The organism is Pseudomonas sp. JBR1 (assembly GCF_028198185.1).
Taxonomy (GTDB): Bacteria; Pseudomonadota; Gammaproteobacteria; order Pseudomonadales; family Pseudomonadaceae; genus Chryseomonas; species Chryseomonas oryzihabitans_E.
In genome coordinates, this window is record NZ_CP116340.1 from 77,223 (window position 1) to 96,939 (window position 19,717).

A 19,717-nucleotide genomic window follows, 5' to 3' on the forward strand; every position below is an offset into this window, starting at 1 on the left:
TACAGAAGCGTGTAGCAGATGTGGAATCTCCTATAACTAGCCCGACCGCAATTGGGCCCTCAGTGTGAAAGAAGCCGTGAATAGCAAACGACCTGTAAACCTAGATCTCAGGACCATCAAACTACCTATCACAGCTTATACCTCGATTCTTCACCGTATCTCTGGCGTCATCCTGTTCCTCGGCATCGCAGTCATGCTCTATGGGCTGCACCTGTCGCTGGGTAGCGAGGAAGGCTTCGGCCAGGTGAAAGCTTTTCTGGCCTATCCGCTGGTCAAGCTCGTGATTTGGGGTCTGCTGTCCGCGTTGCTCTACCATCTGGTCGCCGGCATTCGGCACTTGATCATGGATGGGGGCGCCGGTGAAACCCTGCAGGGCGGCAAGCTGGGTGCACAGCTAGTGCTGGTCATTTCCGCAGTTCTGATCATTCTGGCAGGGGTTTGGGTATGGTAACCAACGTCACCAATCTTTCGCGTTCCGGTCTCTACGACTGGATGGCTCAACGGGTCTCGGCAGTCGTCCTCGCGGTCTACTTCCTCTTTCTGATCGGCTTCCTGATCCTTCACCCAGGGCTCACCTTCGAGCAGTGGCACGGGCTGTTCTCCAACACCCTGATGCGTATCTTCAGCCTGCTGGCGCTGGTGTCCATCTGTGTGCATGCCTGGGTCGGTATGTGGACCATTTCCACTGACTACCTGACCACCATGGCCATCGGCAAAGGTGCTACTGCCGTGCGTTTCCTGTTCCAGGCGGTATGCGGGTTCGCGATGTTCGCGTTCTTCGTCTGGGGCGTGCAGATCTTCTGGGGTGTTTGATCAATGTCCACAATTCGTCATATTTCGTTTGATGCCATCATCGTAGGTGGCGGCGGCGCTGGTATGCGCGCTGCCCTGCAACTGGCCCAATCCGGCCACAAGACCGCAGTCATCACCAAGGTCTTCCCGACCCGGTCCCACACCGTATCCGCCCAGGGCGGCATCACCTGCGCCATCGCCTCGTCCGATCCGAACGATGACTGGCGCTGGCACATGTACGACACCGTCAAGGGGTCGGACTACATCGGTGATCAGGACGCCATCGAGTACATGTGCTCCGTAGGCCCGGAAGCGGTCTTCGAGCTGGAACACATGGGTCTGCCGTTCTCCCGTACCGAGCAGGGTCGCATCTATCAGCGTCCCTTCGGCGGCCAGTCCAAGGACTACGGCAAGGGCGGCCAGGCGGCTCGTACCTGCGCCGCGGCCGACCGTACCGGTCACGCCCTGCTGCACACCCTCTATCAGGGCAACCTGAAGAACAACACGGTGTTCCTGAACGAGTGGTACGCCGTTGACCTGGTCAAGAACCAGGACGGCGTCGTGGTCGGCGTCATCGCCATCTGCATCGAGACCGGCGAGACCGTCTACGTCAAGGCCAAGGCCACTGTACTGGCCACCGGCGGTGCGGGCCGTATCTATGCGTCCACCACCAACGCCCTGATCAACACCGGTGACGGTGTCGGCATGGCGCTCCGCGCTGGGGTGCCGGTGCAGGATATCGAGATGTGGCAGTTCCACCCGACCGGCATCGCCGGCGCTGGGGTACTGGTCACCGAAGGCTGCCGCGGTGAGGGTGGCTACCTGATCAACAAGCACGGCGAGCGCTTCATGGAGCGTTATGCGCCCAACGCCAAGGACCTGGCCGGCCGCGATGTGGTCGCCCGCTCCATGGTGAAGGAAGTGCTGGCTGGCAACGGTTGTGGTCCGGATGGCGACCACGTGCTGCTGAAGCTGGACCACCTGGGTGAAGAGGTGCTGCATAGCCGTCTGCCGGGCATCTGCGAACTGTCCAAGACCTTCGCCCATGTCGACCCGGTCGTCGCGCCGGTACCCGTGATCCCCACCTGCCACTATATGATGGGCGGCATCGCCACCAACATCCATGGTCAGGCCATCACTCAGGACGCCAACGGTAACGACAGGATCATCGAAGGCCTGTTCGCAGTAGGCGAAGTGGCCTGCGTATCCGTGCACGGTGCGAACCGTCTGGGCGGCAACTCGCTGCTGGACCTGGTGGTCTTCGGCCGTGCGGCTGGTCTGCACCTGGAGAAGGCGCTCAAGGACGGCATCGAGCACCGCGGTGCCTCGGAAAGCGATCTGGAAGCTTCGCTGCAGCGCCTGTCCGGCGTCAACGAGCGCACCACTGGTGACGACGTTGCCACCCTGCGCAAGCAACTGCAGACCTGCATGCAGAACTACTTCGGGGTGTTCCGCACCGGCGAGTACATGCAGAAGGGCATCGCCGAGCTGGCCGACCTGCGCGAGCGCATCGCCAAGGTCAAGATCAACGACAAGAGCCAGGGCTTCAACACCGCCCGCATCGAAGCGCTCGAGCTGCAGAACCTGCTCGAAGTGGCCGAAGCAACCGCCATCGCCGCCGAGAATCGCAAGGAGTCCCGTGGTGCTCACGCCCGTGAAGACTTCGAAGAGCGCGACGACGAGAACTGGCTGTGCCACACCCTCTATTTCCCCGGTGAAAAGCGGGTCAGTAAGCGTGACGTCAACTTCGCGCCGAAGACCGTACCGATGTTCGAACCCAAGGTTCGGACTTACTAAAGGTGACCACCATGTTGAAAGTCAGCGTATATCGTTACAACCCGGATCAGGACGGCCTGCCGTCCATGCAGGAGTTCCAGGTCGATACCGGTGGGAAGGATCTCATGGTGCTGGACGTCCTGGCTCTGATCAAAGAGCAGGATGAAGGCTTCTCCTACCGTCGTTCCTGCCGCGAAGGTGTGTGCGGCTCCGACGGCATGAACATCAACGGCAAGAACGGCCTGGCGTGCATCACGCCGCTGTCGGCCGTGGTCAAGAATGACAAGCTGGTCGTGCGTCCGCTGCCCGGCCTGCCGGTCATTCGTGACCTGGTCGTCGACATGAGCATCTTCTACAAGCAATACGAGAAGGTGAAGCCGTTCCTGCAGAACGAGACCCCGGCCCCGGCTATCGAACGCCTGCAGAGCCCGGAAGACCGTGAGAAGATCGACGGTCTGTACGAGTGCATCCTGTGCGCCTGCTGCTCGACGTCCTGCCCGTCCTTCTGGTGGAACCCCGACAAGTTCCTCGGCCCCGCTGCACTGCTGCAGGCCTATCGCTTCCTGGCCGACAGTCGTGACACCAAGACCGAAGAGCGCCTGGCGGCCATGGACGATCCGTTCAGCGTGTTCCGCTGCCGCTCGATCATGAACTGTGTGGCGGTCTGTCCCAAGGGGCTGAACCCGACCAAGGCCATCGGCCATGTGCGGGCGATGCTGCTGCAGAGCGGTACCTGATCCACGTCCCGCCCGGCCAGTTGTGCCGGGCGGGTTCGTTAACGACCTCGATAGCTTGATTCAACCAATGTCCATTCAGGGATACCCGGAACAGCATCCGGGCATTGGCGCAGCCGTAGAGAGACCAGGTCTCGCATCGAGACTGGTCATCGGCTGATGCTATCTCTGCCGAAGGGGTGAACTAGATGCACGAAAGTCAGATGCAGCAACTGTGGGACAGCGCTCACCTGTCCGGCGGTAATGCTGCTTATGTGGAAGAGCTCTATGAGCTGTTTCTGCACGATGCCAACGCTGTGCCGGAAGAGTGGCGCACCTACTTCCAGAAGCTGCCCGCTGTCACTGGCAATTCGCCGGACGTTGCGCACTCCGCGATCCGCGACCATTTCGTGCTGTTGGGCAAGAACCAGCGGCGAGCTCAACCGGTCTCGGCCGGTACCGTCAGTTCCGAACACGAGAAGAAGCAGGTCGAAGTCCTGCGGCTGATCCAGGCGTTCCGTCTGCAGGGCCATCAGGCTGCTCAGCTCGACCCGCTGGGTCTGTGGAAGCGTCAGCCACCTGCCGATCTGCTGCTCAACCACTATGGGTTGACCGACGCCGATCTGGATACCACCTTCCGCACCGGTGAATTGTTCATCGGCAAAGAGGAAGCAACTCTCCGCGAAATCAGGGATGCCCTGCAAGAGACATATTGCCGCACGGTCGGTGCAGAGTTCATGCACATCGTCGATTCCGAAGAGCGCCGCTGGTTCCTGCAGCGCCTGGAAAGCGTCCGTGGCCGCCCGCAATATTCCCCGGAAGTCCGCACCCACCTGCTGGAGCGTCTGACCGCCGCCGAGGGCCTGGAAAAGTACCTGGGCACCAAGTACCCGGGCACCAAGCGTTTCGGCCTGGAAGGTGGCGAGAGCCTGATTCCGCTGATCGACGAGATCATCCAGCGTTCCGGTTCCTATGGGGTCAAAGAACTGGTGATCGGCATGGCCCACCGTGGCCGTCTGAACGTGCTGGTCAACACCCTGGGCAAGAACCCGCGCGATCTGTTCGACGAATTCGAAGGCAAGAAGCTGGTCGAGCTGGGCTCCGGTGACGTCAAGTACCACCAGGGTTTCTCCTCCAATGTCATGACCCAGGGCGGCGAAGTCCACCTGGCGCTGGCGTTCAACCCCTCGCACCTGGAGATCGTCTCTCCGGTGGTGGAGGGTTCGGTGCGTGCCCGCCAGGATCGCCGCGGCGATCGCTCCGGCGACAAGGTCGTGCCCGTTGCCATCCACGGCGACGCCGCCTTCGCTGGCCAGGGCGTGGTCATGGAAACCTTCCAGATGTCGCAGACCCGGGCCTACAAGACCGGCGGCACCCTGCACCTCGTCATCAACAACCAGGTGGGTTTCACCACCAACCGCCAGGAAGATGCGCGCTCGACCGAGTACGCCACCGACGTCGCCAAGATGATCCAGGCGCCGATCTTCCATGTGAACGGCGACGATCCCGAAGCGGTGCTGTTCGTCACCCAGCTGGCGGTCGACTACCGCATGCAGTTCAAGCGTGACATCGTCATCGACCTGGTGTGCTACCGCCGTCGCGGCCACAACGAGGCCGACGAGCCGAGCGGCACCCAGCCGCTGATGTACCAGCAGATCGCCAAGCAGCGCACCACCCGCGATCTCTATGCGGATGCCCTGACCCAGGCCGGCGTTGTCACTGCCGAGCAGGTCCAGGCCCAGTTCGAAGCCTATCGGGGCGCCCTCGACGAGGGTCGTCACGTGGTGGCCAGCCTGGTCAAGGAACCCAATCGCGACCTGTTCGTCGACTGGAAACCCTACCTCGGCCATGCCTGGACCGCGCGTCACGACACCGGCTTCGATCTCAAGACCCTGCAGGAACTGGCCAACAAGCTGCTGCAGATTCCGGAAGGCGTCGTGGTCCAGCGTCAGGTAGGCAAGATCCTCGAAGATCGCCAGAAGATGACTGCCGGCGGCCTGCCCCTGAACTGGGGTTTCGCCGAGACCATGGCCTACGCCACCCTGCTGCACGAAGGCCATCCGATCCGCATCACCGGTCAGGACGTCGGCCGTGGCACCTTCTCGCACCGCCATGCGGTGCTGCACAACCAGAAGGACGCCGTGCCCTACGTGCCCCTGCAGCACCTGGCCGAAGACCAGCCGTCGTTCGAGATCTACGACTCCTTCCTGTCCGAGGAAGCGGTGCTGGGCTTCGAATACGGCTACGCCACCACCACGCCCAACGCGCTGGTGGTCTGGGAAGCCCAGTTCGGTGACTTCGCCAACGGTGCCCAGGTCGTCATCGACCAGTTCATCACCAGCGGCGAGATCAAGTGGGGTCGTCTCTGCGGCCTGACCATGCTGCTGCCCCATGGCTACGAAGGCCAGGGTCCGGAGCACTCGTCGGCTCGTCTGGAGCGTTACCTGCAGCTGTGCGCCGAGCAGAACATCCAGGTCTGCGTACCGACCACGCCGTCGCAGATCTACCACCTGCTGCGTCGTCAGGTGATCCGCCCGCTGCGCAAGCCACTGGTAGTGCTCACGCCAAAGTCGCTGCTGCGCCACAAGCTGGCCATCTCGACCCTGGAAGACCTGGCCCATGGCTCCTTCCAGACCGTGATCAACGAACTGGATCAGATCGATGCCCAGCAGGTGAAGCGCCTGGTTCTGTGCAGCGGCAAGGTCTACTACGACCTGCTGGAAAAGCGCCGCAGCGAAAACCGCCAGGACATCGCCATCGTTCGCCTGGAGCAACTCTATCCGTTCCCGGAAGACGACCTGGCCGAGGTCCTGGCTGGCTACCCGAACCTCGAGCGCGTGGTCTGGTGCCAGGAAGAGCCGATGAACCAGGGTGCCTGGTACTGCAGCCAGCATCACATGCGTCGCGCCGTGTCCGGTTACAAGCAGGGCCTGGGTCTGGAATACGCCGGTCGCGATGCGTCCGCTGCGCCGGCCTGCGGCTATGCCTCCATGCACGCCGAGCAGCAGGAAAAACTGCTGCACGATGCTTTCTCCGTTTGATTCGCCACGCGACTACTAAAGATCACTAAGGAAATTCATAGAATGGCTATCGAGATCAAAGCCCCTACCTTCCCGGAATCGGTCGCTGACGGCACCGTCGCCACCTGGCACAAGAAGCCGGGCGAAGCGGTCAAGCGTGACGAGCTGCTGGTCGACATCGAGACCGACAAGGTCGTGCTGGAAGTCGTGGCACCGGTCGATGGCGTCCTGGCCGAAGTCCTGAAGAACGAAGGCGACACCGTGCTGAGCGAAGAAGTCATCGCTCGCGTGGAAGAGGGCGCCACTGCCGCCGCCGCGCCGGCTGCCCAGCCGGCCGCCGCCAGTGCTCCGGCTGCCGCGCCGGCTGCCGGTGGTGAAGAGGATCCGATCCTCGCTCCCGCCGCACGCAAGATCGCCGAAGAAAACGGCATCGACCCGGCTACCCTGGTCGGCACCGGCAAGGGTGGTCGCATCACCAAGGAAGACGCCGTCGCCGCTGTCGAGGCCAAGAAGTCCGGCGCCGCTGCTCCGGCTGCCAAGCCCGCTGCCGCCGCCGCTCCGGTGGTGACCGCTGCTGGCGATCGCACCGAGAAGCGTGTGCCCATGACCCGCCTGCGCGCCAAGGTCGCCGAGCGCCTGGTTGAAGCCCAGTCCAGCATGGCCATGCTGACGACCTTCAACGAGGTCAACATGAAGCCGATCATGGACCTGCGCTCCAAGTACAAGGACATGTTCGAGAAGAAGCACAATGGCGTACGCCTGGGCTTCATGTCCTTCTTCGTCAAGGCGGCCACCGAGGCGCTCAAGCGCCAGCCGGGCGTCAACGCCTCCATCGACGGCAACGACATCGTCTACCACGGCTATCAGGACATCGGCGTGGCCGTGTCCAGTGACCGTGGCCTGGTAGTGCCGGTGCTGCGCAACGCCGAGTTCATGAGCCTGGCGGAAGTGGAAGGCACCATCGCCGACTTCGGCAAGAAGGCCAAGGCCGGCAAGCTGACCCTGGAAGACATGCAGGGCGGCACCTTCACCATCTCCAACGGTGGTGTCTTCGGTTCGCTGCTGTCCACTCCCATCGTCAACCCGCCGCAGACCGCGATCCTGGGCATGCACAAGATCCAGGAACGCCCGATGGCGGTGAACGGCCAGGTGGTGATCCTGCCGATGATGTATCTTGCGCTGTCCTACGACCATCGCCTGATCGATGGCAAGGAAGCCGTGACCTTCCTGGTCACCATGAAGGACCTGCTGGAAGACCCGGCTCGTCTGCTGCTGGACATCTGATCCGGCTCTCGCGGTGCGGGGCAGGGGCCACGCACCGCTTCAAGTTTTTCTGCCTGAAGCTGCTCCAAGGGGATTAGTGTATGAGCGACAAATTCGACGTAGTGGTGATCGGCGCCGGCCCTGGTGGCTACGTGGCCGCCATCCGTGCCGCGCAGCTCGGTCTGAAGACGGCCTGTGTCGAGCGCTACAAGGGCAAGGAAGGCAAGGTCGCCCTGGGCGGTACCTGCCTGAACGTGGGTTGCATTCCTTCCAAGGCGCTGCTGGACAGCTCCTACAAGTACCACGAGGCCCACGAGGGCTTTAAGGTCCACGGGATCGATGCGCCCAACGTCACCATCGACGTGCCCACCATGATCGGCCGCAAGGACCAGATCGTGAAGAACCTCACCGGCGGCGTGGCCACCCTGTTCAAGGCCAACGGCGTGACCCTGCTGGAAGGCAACGGCAAGCTGCTGTCCGGCAAGAAGGTCGAAGTCACTGGCCTGGACGGCAACGTCCAGGTGGTCGAGGCCGAGAACGTCATCCTGGCGTCCGGCTCGCGTCCCATCGACATCCCGCCGGCTCCGGTGGACCAGAAGGTCATCGTCGATTCCACCGGCGCCCTGGAATTCCAGAGCGTGCCCAAGCGTCTGGGCGTGATCGGTGCCGGCGTCATCGGCCTGGAGCTGGGTTCGGTCTGGGCTCGCCTGGGTGCCGAAGTCACCGTGCTGGAAGCCCTGGACAAGTTCCTGGTCGCCGCCGATGAGCAGGTGTCCAAGGAAGCCTACAAGATCCTCTCCAAGCAGGGTCTGAACATCCGCATGGGTGCTCGCGTGACCGGCTCCCAGGTCAACGGCGAAGAAGTCACCGTCAACTACACCGAAGCCGGTGAAGAGAAGCAGATCACCTTCGATCGCCTGATCGTTGCCGTGGGCCGTCGTCCGGTCACCACCGACCTGCTGGCGTCCGACAGCGGCGTGGAAAGCGACGAGCGTGGCTACATCTACGTCGACGACTACTGCGCCACCAGCGTCCCGGGCGTGTTCGCCATCGGTGACTGCGTGCGTGGTCTGATGCTGGCCCACAAGGCCTCGGAAGAGGGCGTGATGGTCGCCGAGCGTATCGCCGGTCACAAGGCTCAGATGAACTACGATCTGGTGCCCTCGGTGATCTACACCCACCCGGAAATCGCGTGGGTCGGCAAGACCGAGCAGGCGCTGAAGGCCGAAGGCGTCGAAGTCAACGTCGGCACCTTCCCCTTCGCGGTCAGCGGTCGTGCCCTGGCGGCCAATGACACCGCCGGCTTCGTCAAGGTCGTGGCCGATGCCAAGACCGATCGCGTCCTGGGCGTCCATGTGGTCGGCCCGAGCGCGGCGGAACTGGTGCAGCAGGGCGCCATCGCCATGGAATTCGGCACCAGTGCCGAAGACCTGGGCATGATGGTGTTCTCGCACCCGACGCTGTCCGAGGCACTGCACGAAGCAGCCCTGGCGGTGAATGGTCATGCGATCCACGCAGTGAATCGCAAGAAGCGGTAAGAGATTTACGGAACCACGGGGTCGCCGACCGCCGTGGAGCCTCCGGGCTCCACCGCAGGAAGGTACCTCGGACCCTTGCGAGGCAGGGGTCACAGGTGGCGCGGTGCCCGCGACCGTCCAGAGGACGGCTCGGAGAACGCACAGCGTCGAATGCGCAATACCCAACGAAGACGGTAGACAAGCATGAATCTCCACGAGTATCAGGGTAAGCAGCTGTTCGCTGAATACGGCCTGCCCGTTTCCAAAGGCTACGCTGTCGACACCCCCCAGGAGGCCTACGAGGCTTGCGGCCGTATCGGCGGCGACGAGTGGGTCGTCAAGGCCCAGGTACATGCCGGTGGCCGTGGTAAGGCTGGCGGTGTGAAGCTGGTCAAGAGCAAGGAAGAAGCCAAGGAATTCGCCGCCAAGTGGCTGGGCCAACGTCTGGTGACCTACCAGACCGACGCCAACGGTCAGCCGGTCAGCAAGATCCTGGTTGAATCCTGCACCGACATCGACAAGGAGCTCTATCTGGGCGCCGTCGTCGATCGCTCCAGCCGCCGCATCGTGTTCATGGCGTCCACCGAAGGTGGCGTGGACATCGAGAAGGTCGCTCACGACACTCCGGAGAAGATTCTCAAGGCCACCATCGATCCGCTGGTAGGCGCTCAGCCTTACCAGGGTCGCGACCTGGCTTTCCAGCTGGGCCTGAAAGGTGACCAGATCAAGCAGTTCACCCAGATCTTCGTCGGTCTGGCCAAGCTGTTCCAGGACTACGACCTGGCCCTGCTGGAAGTGAACCCGCTGGTGATCAAGAAGGACGGCAACCTGCACTGCCTGGATGCCAAGATCAACATCGACAGCAACGCCATCTACCGTCAGCCCAAGCTGCGTGCCTTCCACGACCCGTCGCAGGACGACGCCCGTGAAGCCCATGCGCAGAAGTGGGAACTGAACTACGTAGCCCTGGAAGGCAGCATCGGCTGCATGGTCAACGGTGCCGGTCTGGCCATGGGTACCATGGACATCGTCAACCTGCACGGCGGCAAGCCGGCCAACTTCCTGGACGTTGGCGGCGGTGCGACCAAAGAGCGCGTGACCGAAGCCTTCAAGATCATCCTGTCCGACAGCAACGTGAAAGCCGTTCTGGTGAACATCTTCGGCGGCATCGTGCGCTGCGACATGATCGCCGAAGGCATCATCGGTGCCGTGAAGGAAGTCGGTGTGAAGGTGCCGGTCGTGGTTCGCCTTGAAGGCAACAACGCCGAACTCGGTGCCAAGGTCCTGGCCGAAAGCGGCCTGAACATCATCGCGGCAACCAGCCTGACCGACGCTGCCCAGCAGGTCGTCAAGGCCGCGGAGGGTAAGTAATGAGCGTCCTGATCAATAAAGACACCAAGGTCATCTGCCAGGGCTTCACCGGCAGCCAGGGTACCTTCCACTCCGAACAGGCCATTGCCTACGGTACCCAGATGGTCGGCGGCGTGACCCCCGGCAAGGGCGGCTCCACCCACCTGGGCCTGCCGGTGTTCAACACCGTCAAGGAAGCCGTGGAAGCTACCGGCGCTGACGCCTCGGTAATCTACGTTCCGGCTCCCTTCTGCAAGGACTCCATCCTGGAAGCGGCCTTCGGCGGCATCAAGCTGATCGTCTGCATCACCGAGGGTATCCCCACCCTCGACATGCTGGATGCCAAGGTGAAGTGCGACGAACTGGGCGTACGCCTGATCGGCCCGAACTGCCCCGGCGTCATCACCCCCGGCGAGTGCAAGATCGGCATCATGCCCGGTCACATTCACCTGCCGGGCAAGGTCGGTATCGTGTCGCGTTCCGGCACCCTGACCTATGAAGCCGTGAAGCAGACCACCGACGCCGGCTTCGGCCAGTCCACCTGCGTGGGCATCGGCGGCGACCCCATCCCGGGCTCGAACTTCATCGATATCCTGAAGCTGTTCCAGGAAGATCCGCAGACCGAAGCCATCGTCATGATCGGCGAGATCGGCGGCAGCGCTGAAGAAGAAGCCGCGGCCTACATCAAGGCCAACGTGACCAAGCCGGTGGTGTCCTACATCGCCGGTGTCACCGCACCGCCCGGCAAGCGCATGGGCCATGCTGGCGCCATCATCTCCGGCGGCAAGGGCACTGCGGACGAGAAGTTCGCTGCCCTGCAGGACGCTGGTGTGAAGACCGTGCGTTCCCTGGCTGACATCGGCAAGGCCCTGGCCGAGCTGACCGGTTGGGAAGTCAAGAAGGCCTGAGCCTGACTGACTGTAGAAAAGGCCGCCCTCGGGCGGCTTTTTTCATGGGCGCGTTCATGACGCCTCATCACCTGTCGGCTGCCTTTTCGCCGGTAATTCGTTAGGATGGCAACCTTCCGCTCCATCGGCCACCTCGTGGCCCTTCCAAGACCTGCTCCCAAGAGGGTGGGCTGCCTCGTTTTCCTCATTGCTGGTACTGCCTTCCATGAAAGCTTTGCAAAGCCGGGACGTCCTGGCCCTCGGATTCATGACGTTCGCGCTGTTCGTCGGCGCGGGCAACATCATCTTTCCCCCGATCGTCGGCCTGCAGGCTGGCGAGCACGTCTGGAGCGCCGCCCTGGGCTTTCTGCTGACCGCAGTCGGGCTGCCGGTGCTGACCCTGATCGCCCTGGCGCGCGTTGGTGGCGGCATGGATGCCCTGAGCAGGCCGCTGGGCCAGACGGCTGCCCGGGCGCTCGCCATCGTCTGCTACCTTTCGGTGGGGCCGCTGTTCGCCACCCCGCGCACTGCCACGGTCTCTTTCGAGGTGGGCGTAGGGCCCCTGCTGGGTAACGGACCGATCCCGCTGTTCCTCTACAGCCTGGCCTATTTCCTGGTGGTGCTGCTGGTCTCCCTCTATCCGGGGCGGCTGCTCGACACCGTCGGCCGCTTTCTCGGTCCGCTGAAGATCCTCGCCCTGGCGGTGCTGGGCGGCGCGGCGCTGTTCTGGCCAGCGGGTGGTCCTGCCACGGCGGCGCCCGACTACGCCTCGCGGGCGCTGTCCCAAGGCTTCGTCAACGGCTATCTGACCATGGATACCCTGGGCGCCCTGGTGTTCGGCATCGTCATCGTCAACGCCATTCGTGCCCGGGGCGTGACCGCCCCCGAGCTACTGACGCGCTATACCATCATCGCCGGCCTGATCGCAGGAGTTGGCCTGGTGCTGGTCTATCTGAGCCTGTTCCAGCTCGGGGCCGGCAGCGGGGCGCTGGTACCCCATGCCAGCAATGGCGCCGAGGTGCTGCATGCCTATGTGCAGCACACCTTCGGCAGTGTCGGCAGCGACTTCCTCGCGGTACTCATTACCTTGGCCTGCCTGGTCACGGCAGTGGGTCTGACCTGCGCCTGCGCGGAGTTCTTCAGTGAGTTCCTGCCCTTCAGCTATCGCAGCCTGGTGGTCCTGCTGGCAGCCTTCTCGCTGCTGGTGTCCAACCTCGGCCTGACCCAGCTGATCCAGATCTCGGTGCCCATTCTCACCGCCATCTATCCGCCCTGTATCGCCCTGGTGGTCCTGAGCTTCTTCACCGCTCGCTGGGCGGCGCCCGGTCGCATCGTCGGGCCGGTGCTGCTGGTGGCGCTGGCGTTCGGCATTCTTGATGGCTTGCAGACCGCCCACCTGACGGTGCCCTATCTGGGGGATGCCGTGCAGTGGCTGCCACTGGCCGACTCGGGCCTGGGCTGGCTGTTGCCGGCCGTGGTGGTGGGCCTCGTTGCCCTGGTGCTGGAAAGCCTGCGTCGCGGAGGCCGGGCGACAGAGAACGAGGCCGAGCCAGATCCCTCGCGCTCCTGAATCAGTCGTCCACAAAAAAGCCCGCATCAGCGGGCTTTTTTCATAACCGATCAGCTTACGGCTTGGGCTGGGTAGCCGGCGCATTGCCGTTGGCGGTACCAGTGGCCGGGCTGACCGAGGTGGCTTCGCCGTTGGTTTGCTCTTTGGCAGCCTCGTTGGCGGCTTCGTTGCGCTGCTCAGCAGCCTTGTTGCTCTGCTCGGCGGCTTTGTTCAGGTTTTCCTGAGCTTTCTGTTCGGTCTTGGCAGCATCCTGAGCCTTGTTTTCGGAAGGCTTGTCACAGGCGGCGAGGCCGAAGGCGGCAGTGAAGAGCAGGGCGATGGCGAAGGGCTTTTTCATGTGTTTTCTCCTTATGAACTACACGACAGCCGTTCGAGCGCACCGTTAAAAGTTAAGTTCCGCGTCTATCTCAGGCATCGCCCAAATTCCTACCTGTATCGCGAACCGGAACCGGAAAGGTTGAAATGTTACGCGTCGCCCCCATCTCCGCCACATCGCCAGGCATCTGGCGCGTACCTATCGATAGCGGAGTTCGTAGCATGAGTGTGGAGACTCAAAAGGAAACCCTAGGCTTCCAGACCGAAGTGAAGCAGCTGCTTCACCTGATGATTCACTCGCTGTATTCCAACAAGGAAATCTTCCTGCGCGAATTGATTTCCAACGCCTCCGACGCGGCCGACAAGCTCAGATTCGAGGCCTTGTCCAAGCCTGATCTGCTCGAAGGCGGGGATACGCTGAAGATTCGCCTGAGCTTCGACAAGGAGGCCGGCACGGTCACCCTCGAAGACAATGGCATCGGCATGAGCCGTGAAGAGGTCATCGCTCACCTTGGCACCATAGCCAAGTCCGGCACCGCCGATTTCCTGAAGAACCTCAGCGGCGACCAGAAGAAGGATTCCAACCTCATCGGTCAATTCGGTGTGGGCTTTTATTCGGCCTTCATCGTTGCCGACCAGGTCGATGTCTATACCCGTCGTGCCGGCCAACCCGCCGCAGAAGGCGTGCACTGGTCGTCCAAGGGGGAAGGGGAGTTCGAGGTCGCGACCATCGACAAGCCCGAGCGCGGTACCCGTATCGTGCTGCACCTCAAGCCCGAGGAGCTGGAATTCGCCGATGGCTGGCGCCTGCGCAACGTGGTCAAGAAGTACTCCGATCACATCGGTCTGCCCATCGAGTTGCCCAAGGAACAGCAGGAGAGCGAGGAAGAACAGTCGGCCGAAGCCGAGTGGGAGACCGTCAACCGTGCCAGCGCGCTCTGGACCCGTCCGCGTACCGAACTCAAGGACGAGGACTACCAGGAGTTCTACAAGCACGTCGGCCATGACTTTGAGAATCCCTTGACCTGGAGCCACAACAAGGTCGAGGGCAAGCTCGAATACACCTCGCTGCTGTATGTGCCGGCCCGTGCCCCCTTCGATCTCTATCAGCGCGAAGCGCCCAAGGGCCTCAAGCTCTATGTGCAGCGCGTCTTCATCATGGATCAGGCCGACCAGTTCCTGCCGCTGTACCTGAGATTCATCAAGGGTGTGGTGGACTCCAACGACCTGTCGCTGAACGTTTCCCGCGAGATCCTGCAGAAGGATCCGGTGATCGACTCCATGAAGTCGGCCCTGACCAAGCGGGTGCTGGACATGCTGGAGAAGCTGGCCAAGAGCGAGCCGGAAAAATACCAGTCGTTCTGGGGCCACTTCGGCCAGGTGCTCAAGGAAGGTCCGGCGGAAGACTTCGCCAACCGCGAGAAGATCGCCGGCCTGCTGCGCTTCGCCTCGACTCACAATGGCGACGACGCTCAGAACGTTTCCCTGGCCGACTACATTGGCCGCATGAAGGAAGGTCAGGACAAGATCTACTACCTGACTGGCGAGAGCCATGCCCAGATCAAGAACAGCCCGCACCTGGAAGTCTTCCGCAAGAAGGGTGTCGAGGTGCTGCTGCTGACCGATCGCATCGACGAGTGGCTGATGAGCTATCTCACCGAATTCGACGGCAAGCACTTCGTCGATGTCGCCCGTGGCGATCTGGACCTCGGCAAGCTGGACAGCGAAGAAGACAAGCAAGCCCAGGAAGAGGTTGCCAAGACCAAGGAAGGCCTGGTGGAGCGCCTCAAGCAGGCCCTGGATGCTCAGGTCAGTGAAGTCCGCGTCTCCCATCGCCTGACCGACTCGCCGGCGATCCTCGCCATCGGTGAGCAGGATCTGGGTCTGCAGATGCGCCGGATTCTGGAAGCCAGCGGCCAGAAGGCACCTGATTCCAAGCCGATCTTCGAGATCAATCCGCAGCACCCGTTGATCGAGAAACTCGATGGCGAGCCGGACGAGGATCGTTTCGCCGACCTGTCGCATATCCTGTTCGATCAGGCTGCGCTGGCTGCGGGCGACAGCCTCAAGGATCCCGCCGCCTATGTCCGCCGGTTAAACAAATTGCTGGTGGAATTGTCCGCTTAAAGATAGAGAAGCCCGCCTCGGCGGGCTTCTTTCTATCCACCCTTTGGAGGACCCCATGGTCGATGTCACTGTAAAACCCGTTGCCTACGAAATCGATGGCCAGCCGTTCGAGAGCCAGCTGGTCTATGCCACCAGTGGTAATCCCACTCGACCAGGCGTGCTGTTCGCGCCGAACTGGATGGGGGTGTCCCACGGTGCCGTGGAGCAGGCCAAAGAACTCGCCGAGGTCGACGGTCTGGCCTACCTGGTGGTGGACTTCTATGGGCGTAACGTCCGGCCGCAGAATGCCGACGAGGCCCTGGCAGCCATGACGCCGATCCGTGGCGATCGCGCCCTGCTGCGCCAGCGCATGCAGGCGGCCTATGCGGCGCTGGTTGCCCAGGCGGAGACAGCGGCGGTGGACGTCCATCAGATCGCGGCCATCGGCTTCTGCTTCGGTGGCTGCGCTGCTTTGGAGCTGGCGCGCGATGGTGCCCCGCTGAGTGCGGTGGTGACCTTCCACGCCAATCTCGATACGCCTACACCGGCCGATGCGGCTCGTATCACCGGTCCGGTGCTGGTGTTGCACGGTGCCTCGGATCCGATGGTGCCAGACGAGCAGCTCACTGGTTTCCGCCAGGAAATGGATGCCGCCCAGGTGGATTGGCAGTTGCTGAGCTATGGCGGCGCGGTGCATTCCTTCACCGATCCCGAAGCCAACAATCCGGGCAAGCAGCAGTACCACCCGGTGGTCGCCAAGCGTGCCTTCCTGGCAATGCACAACCTGTTCGCGGAAGTCTTCGCCCAGGGCTGAGTGCTTGCCAACACCTGCCGGCGCCCTGACCGGGCCCGGCAGGATCAGCCGCGGATGACTTCGTCGGTGAAGTCCAGCGGTGTCCGGCAGCGCCGGCACAGATAGCGTCGCCCCTTGCGCACCAGCGCGTGACGCTGGGCAGTAAACTCGAAACGACCATCCGGGCAGCTGCAGCGATACAGATAGAGCGTCCGGGCTCGCTGTGGCAGCTCATAGGTATGGCAGCGATCCGGCGGCAGCCCATAGACGCCGCGCATGATCAGCTGCCACTCCTCGCCGTGAGGCCTGATGCCACCGCCAAACAGTTGATGCGCCACCAGGTGCGCCACCTCATGGGCGACAGTCTGTTCGAGAAAATGGCCGCGGTTTTCCTGATAGAGCTGCCCGTTGAATCTCAGCCGATTCTCGGTGAGATGAGCGACGCCGGCCCGCTGGCCACGCAGGGCAAGGCTGACCTCGGGGCGGGGAAAGCGGCGTTTGAAAAAGGCCTCGGCCTGTCGATAGCAGTCTTCGACCCGGTCTTTGAGTTGTTCAGACATGGGCAACCTCTGGAGCGCCGGACAATTATGCCGAAGCTCGTGCCTGTGCCCTAGCGTCCGCGGTCGGCTGGTGGCCGTAGTGCCGCCGTAGCGTATCCATGGCCGCATTGATGGCCTGCAGCCGGCCGGTGCTGCCGCCGTGATCGGGGTGATGACGGCTGGCGAGCTGGCGATAGCGGCGGCGGATCTGGCCATAGTCGGCCGAGCGATCCAGGCCCAGCAGGCGCAGGGCTTCCAGCAGCTCCGATTCGCCGTTGACCAGCGCCCAGAAGTGATTGAGCAGATTCGCCACGTCTTCGGGCGTGGTGGTTTCCAGCTGGGTGAGATCCAGGTAATAGGCACGCAAGGGGTCGGCCACGACCAGTCCGGCGCGGGCGCGCAGATAGGGGCGCAGCTCGATGCGCAGGGCGCTGATGATGAGTTCGGCGCGTTGCTCCGCACGCAATTGGTCGCGCAACTGGTAGAGGGCGTTGAAGACGCGAAAGTGCAGGCGGAAGAGTTGATAGTTGTCGGTCACCGGACGGGGTGGGATCAGCGGCGAGCCTGCCCGGCGCAGGGCCTGCAGCAACTCGTACTCCGACAGGCTGGTCTGGGCCCTGAGCAATTCCTGGTGCAGCGCCTTCATGAGCTCCTGGGTATCGCTCATGGCTGCCGGTCGCTCCAGACTGACGTTCGGGGTAGGGCGCGGGCCGCTTTGCGCGTAAAATGCCGGCCTTTCGTTTTTTCCTTTCGCGGATTCATCCATGGGCACCCTTTCGGTCAACCAGAACAAGCTGCAGAAACGCCTGCGCCGTCTTACCGGCGAAGCCATCGCCGACTACAACATGATCGAGGACGGCGACAAGGTCATGGTCTGCCTGTCCGGCGGCAAGGACAGCTACACCCTGCTCGACATGCTGCTCTATCTACAGAAGGTCGCCCCGATTCGTTTCGAGATCGTGGCGGTCAACCTCGACCAGAAACAGCCGGGCTTTCCTGAACACGTTTTACCTCAGTATCTGGCGGAGCTGGGGGTCGAGTACCACGTTCTGGAACGTGATACCTATTCCGTGGTGAAGGAAAAGATCCCCGAGGGCAAGACCACCTGCTCGCTGTGCTCACGCCTGCGGCGGGGCATTCTCTATACCTTCGCCGATGAGATCGGCGCGACGAAGATGGCGCTGGGCCATCATCGCGATGACATGGTAGAAACCTTCTTTCTCAATTTGTTCCATGGCGGCACCCTTAAGGCCATGCCACCCAAGCTGCGCGCCGACGACGGGCGCAACGTGGTGATTCGCCCGCTGGCCTATTGCAACGAGAAGGACATCGAGGCCTACGCCCTCCTGCGCGAATTCCCCATCATTCCCTGCAACCTCTGCGGCTCCCAGGAAAACCTGCAGCGCAAGGTGGTCAAGGAGATGCTGCTGGAATGGGAACGCAAGACGCCGGGACGTACCGAGATCATGTTCCGCGCCCTGCAGAACGTCGTGCCGTCGCAACTGGCCGATCGCGAGTTGTTCGATTTCGCCAGCCTCAAGATCGATGACAGCGCGACGCCGCGCTTCGTCCAGGTGATGAATCTCTGATGCGGGATTACGCCTGGCTGCTCGAATACGCGCTCAACCGCTGCGGTTCCCGCGCGGCCCTGGAGGCGCGGCTGCCGCAACCGGTGGACGCCGCGACCCTGAGGTCCGTGGGCGATGACCGCTATCTGTCGCTGTTGACCCGCCGCATCTTTCGCGCCGGGCTCAAGCACAGCCTGGTGGATGCCAAGTGGCCGGCCTTCGAGGAGGTGTTCTTCGGCTTCGATCCGGAGAAGGTGGTGCTCATGGGCGGTGAGCGTCTGGAGCAGCTGATGCAGGATGCGCGGCTGATCCGCCACCTGGGCAAGCTGCGCAGCGTGCCGATCAACGCCCAGATGGTGCTCGATTTTCAGCGTAGCCACGGCAGCTTCGGTCAACTGCTGGCCGAGTGGCCAACGCAGGACATCGTCGGTCTGTGGGAGCTGCTGACCAAGCGGGGCAACCAGCTGGGTGGTCTGTCGGCACAGCGTTTCCTGCGCATGACCGGCAAGGACACCTTCCTGGCGACCGACGACGTGGTGACGGCGCTCAAGGCGCAGAATATCCTCGACAAGGCACCCACCGCCAAGCGTGACCGCCAGAAGATGCAAGAGGCCTTCAATCTCTGGCAGGAACAGAGCGGACGGCCGCTCTGTCAGCTGTCGGTGATGCTGGCTCTGACGGTGAATCATTGAGTGATGCCCTGGCGCGCGCTCAAGGCCTGCTCGAAAGGGCCGAGCGGGTGCTGTTCATTACCGGGGCAGGGCTGTCCGCCGATTCCGGACTGCCGACCTATCGCGGTCTGGGTGGCCTGTACAACGGCCTCACCGATGAGGGCGTCCCCATCGAGGCGGCGCTGTCGGGCAGCATGTTGCGGCAGCGTCCCGACGTCTGCTGGCGCTATCTTGCCCAGCTCGGACGAGCCTGCGCCGCGGCCGTGCCCAATGCGGCGCACCAGGCGATCGCCAGCTTCGGTCGGCGTTGTCCCGGCAGCTGGGTGCTGACCCAGAACATCGATGGCTTTCATCGGCAATCGGGGTTTCCGCTGGCGCGGCTGATCGAGATCCATGGGCAGCTGGAGCCGCTGGCCTGCATGAGCTGTGGGCAGGCAGTGGCGGATGCCCAGGCCTGCCTCGCAGGTCCGTTGCCACCGCGTTGCCTTGGCTGCGGTGGCATCCTGCGGCCACCGGTGGTGCTGTTCGAGGAGGCTCTGCCGATCACCGAGCTGCAACGTCTGCAGGCTGCAGTGGCGGAGGGTTTCGATCTGGTGATCGCCATCGGCACCACGGCTGCCTTTGGCTATATCCAGGCGCCGATTGGCCAGACCCTGGCGCAGGGTGGCGATCTCATCGAGATCAACCCGGACCGTTCGTCGTTGAGCGGTCTGGCGATCATTCAGCTCAAAAAAAGGGCCGTAGACGTCCTTCCTCGGCTTTTGAGTCACATCAGCGGCTAAAAAAACTTGCTATCTGTGATCCAGGTCGGCAAGGTGGCGAAACTTTGAAAAAACG

General features: G+C 62.7%; 18 protein-coding genes. 15 read left to right on the forward strand and 3 right to left on the reverse strand.

Annotated features, from left to right (window positions below):
* Positions 1-64 precede the first annotated feature (64 nt).
* From sdhC to brnQ, 10 genes are all read left to right on the forward strand, one after another.
* Positions 65-451 (forward strand): succinate dehydrogenase, cytochrome b556 subunit, encoded by a 387-nt coding sequence (gene sdhC, locus PJ259_RS00355; RefSeq protein ID WP_167348559.1) that lies wholly within the window; start codon positions 65-67, stop codon positions 449-451.
* The gene (gene sdhD, locus PJ259_RS00360) at positions 445-813 is read left to right on the forward strand and encodes a succinate dehydrogenase, hydrophobic membrane anchor protein (protein WP_059314192.1); all 369 of its coding nucleotides are present in this window, start codon (positions 445-447) and stop codon (positions 811-813) included. The genes sdhC and sdhD overlap by 7 nt, the downstream gene beginning before the upstream one ends.
* Positions 814-816: 3 nt before the next feature.
* Positions 817-2,589, forward strand: a complete 1,773-nt coding sequence (gene sdhA, locus PJ259_RS00365; RefSeq protein WP_271654324.1) for a succinate dehydrogenase flavoprotein subunit — start codon at positions 817-819, stop codon at positions 2,587-2,589.
* A gap of 11 nt (positions 2,590-2,600) precedes the next feature.
* Complete coding sequence (locus PJ259_RS00370) at positions 2,601-3,305, forward strand: succinate dehydrogenase iron-sulfur subunit (protein ID WP_059226978.1); 705 nt, start codon at positions 2,601-2,603, stop codon at positions 3,303-3,305.
* Positions 3,306-3,490: 185 nt separating this feature from the next.
* Complete coding sequence (locus PJ259_RS00375; RefSeq protein WP_271654325.1) at positions 3,491-6,322, forward strand: 2-oxoglutarate dehydrogenase E1 component; 2,832 nt, start codon at positions 3,491-3,493, stop codon at positions 6,320-6,322.
* A gap of 42 nt (positions 6,323-6,364) precedes the next feature.
* On the forward strand, positions 6,365-7,585 hold the full coding sequence (odhB, locus tag PJ259_RS00380; protein WP_059314195.1) for a 2-oxoglutarate dehydrogenase complex dihydrolipoyllysine-residue succinyltransferase: 1,221 nt from the start codon (positions 6,365-6,367) through the stop codon (positions 7,583-7,585).
* Between the two features lie 80 nt (positions 7,586-7,665).
* Positions 7,666-9,102 carry a dihydrolipoyl dehydrogenase gene (gene lpdA / locus PJ259_RS00385; RefSeq protein ID WP_059314196.1) on the forward strand — a complete coding sequence of 479 codons (1,437 nt, stop codon included), beginning with the start codon at positions 7,666-7,668 and terminating at the stop codon, positions 9,100-9,102.
* Between the two features lie 183 nt (positions 9,103-9,285).
* Positions 9,286-10,452 carry an ADP-forming succinate--CoA ligase subunit beta gene (gene sucC, locus PJ259_RS00390; RefSeq protein WP_007159249.1) on the forward strand — a complete coding sequence of 389 codons (1,167 nt, stop codon included), beginning with the start codon at positions 9,286-9,288 and terminating at the stop codon, positions 10,450-10,452.
* Positions 10,452-11,339: a succinate--CoA ligase subunit alpha gene (gene sucD / locus PJ259_RS00395; RefSeq protein WP_027602680.1), complete on the forward strand. Its 888-nt coding sequence runs from the start codon at positions 10,452-10,454 to the stop codon at positions 11,337-11,339. The genes sucC and sucD overlap by 1 nt, the downstream gene beginning before the upstream one ends.
* Before the next feature lie 205 nt (positions 11,340-11,544).
* Complete coding sequence (gene brnQ, locus PJ259_RS00400; protein ID WP_059316843.1) at positions 11,545-12,888, forward strand: branched-chain amino acid transport system II carrier protein; 1,344 nt, start codon at positions 11,545-11,547, stop codon at positions 12,886-12,888.
* Positions 12,889-12,943: 55 nt separating this feature from the next.
* On the opposite strand, the gene PJ259_RS00405 is transcribed toward brnQ, so the two are convergent.
* A complete protein-coding gene (locus tag PJ259_RS00405) occupies positions 12,944-13,225 on the reverse strand; it encodes a hypothetical protein (RefSeq protein WP_059314197.1) in 282 nt (93 codons plus the stop codon).
* Positions 13,226-13,425: 200 nt separating this feature from the next.
* On the opposite strand from PJ259_RS00405, the gene htpG reads away from it, so the two are divergent.
* Entirely contained in the window at positions 13,426-15,330 is a 1,905-nt protein-coding gene (gene htpG, locus PJ259_RS00410; protein WP_271654326.1) for a molecular chaperone HtpG, read from the forward strand.
* Between the two features lie 55 nt (positions 15,331-15,385).
* The gene (locus PJ259_RS00415; RefSeq protein ID WP_271654327.1) at positions 15,386-16,123 is read left to right on the forward strand and encodes a dienelactone hydrolase family protein; all 738 of its coding nucleotides are present in this window, start codon (positions 15,386-15,388) and stop codon (positions 16,121-16,123) included.
* Positions 16,124-16,167: 44 nt separating this feature from the next.
* Here PJ259_RS00415 and PJ259_RS00420 read toward each other — a convergent pair whose 3' ends face one another.
* Together PJ259_RS00420 and PJ259_RS00425 are read right to left on the reverse strand one after the other, a co-directional pair.
* Positions 16,168-16,662 carry a SprT family zinc-dependent metalloprotease gene (locus tag PJ259_RS00420; protein ID WP_271654328.1) on the reverse strand — a complete coding sequence of 165 codons (495 nt, stop codon included), beginning with the start codon at positions 16,660-16,662 and terminating at the stop codon, positions 16,168-16,170.
* A gap of 25 nt (positions 16,663-16,687) precedes the next feature.
* On the reverse strand, positions 16,688-17,308 hold the full coding sequence (locus PJ259_RS00425; protein WP_059314201.1) for a DNA-J related domain-containing protein: 621 nt from the start codon (positions 17,306-17,308) through the stop codon (positions 16,688-16,690).
* 97 nt (positions 17,309-17,405) lie between these two features.
* On the opposite strand from PJ259_RS00425, the gene ttcA reads away from it, so the two are divergent.
* From ttcA to PJ259_RS00440, 3 genes are read left to right on the forward strand one after another with little or no spacing between them, the layout of a single operon-like run.
* A complete protein-coding gene (gene ttcA, locus PJ259_RS00430) occupies positions 17,406-18,230 on the forward strand; it encodes a tRNA 2-thiocytidine(32) synthetase TtcA (protein ID WP_271654329.1) in 825 nt (274 codons plus the stop codon).
* Positions 18,230-18,901, forward strand: a complete 672-nt coding sequence (locus tag PJ259_RS00435; RefSeq protein ID WP_271654330.1) for a DNA-3-methyladenine glycosylase I — start codon at positions 18,230-18,232, stop codon at positions 18,899-18,901. Before ttcA ends, PJ259_RS00435 begins: the two co-directional genes overlap by 1 nt.
* Positions 18,898-19,662, forward strand: a complete 765-nt coding sequence (locus tag PJ259_RS00440) for an SIR2 family NAD-dependent protein deacylase (protein WP_271654331.1) — start codon at positions 18,898-18,900, stop codon at positions 19,660-19,662. Before PJ259_RS00435 ends, PJ259_RS00440 begins: the two co-directional genes overlap by 4 nt.
* Positions 19,663-19,717: the final 55 nt, after the last annotated feature.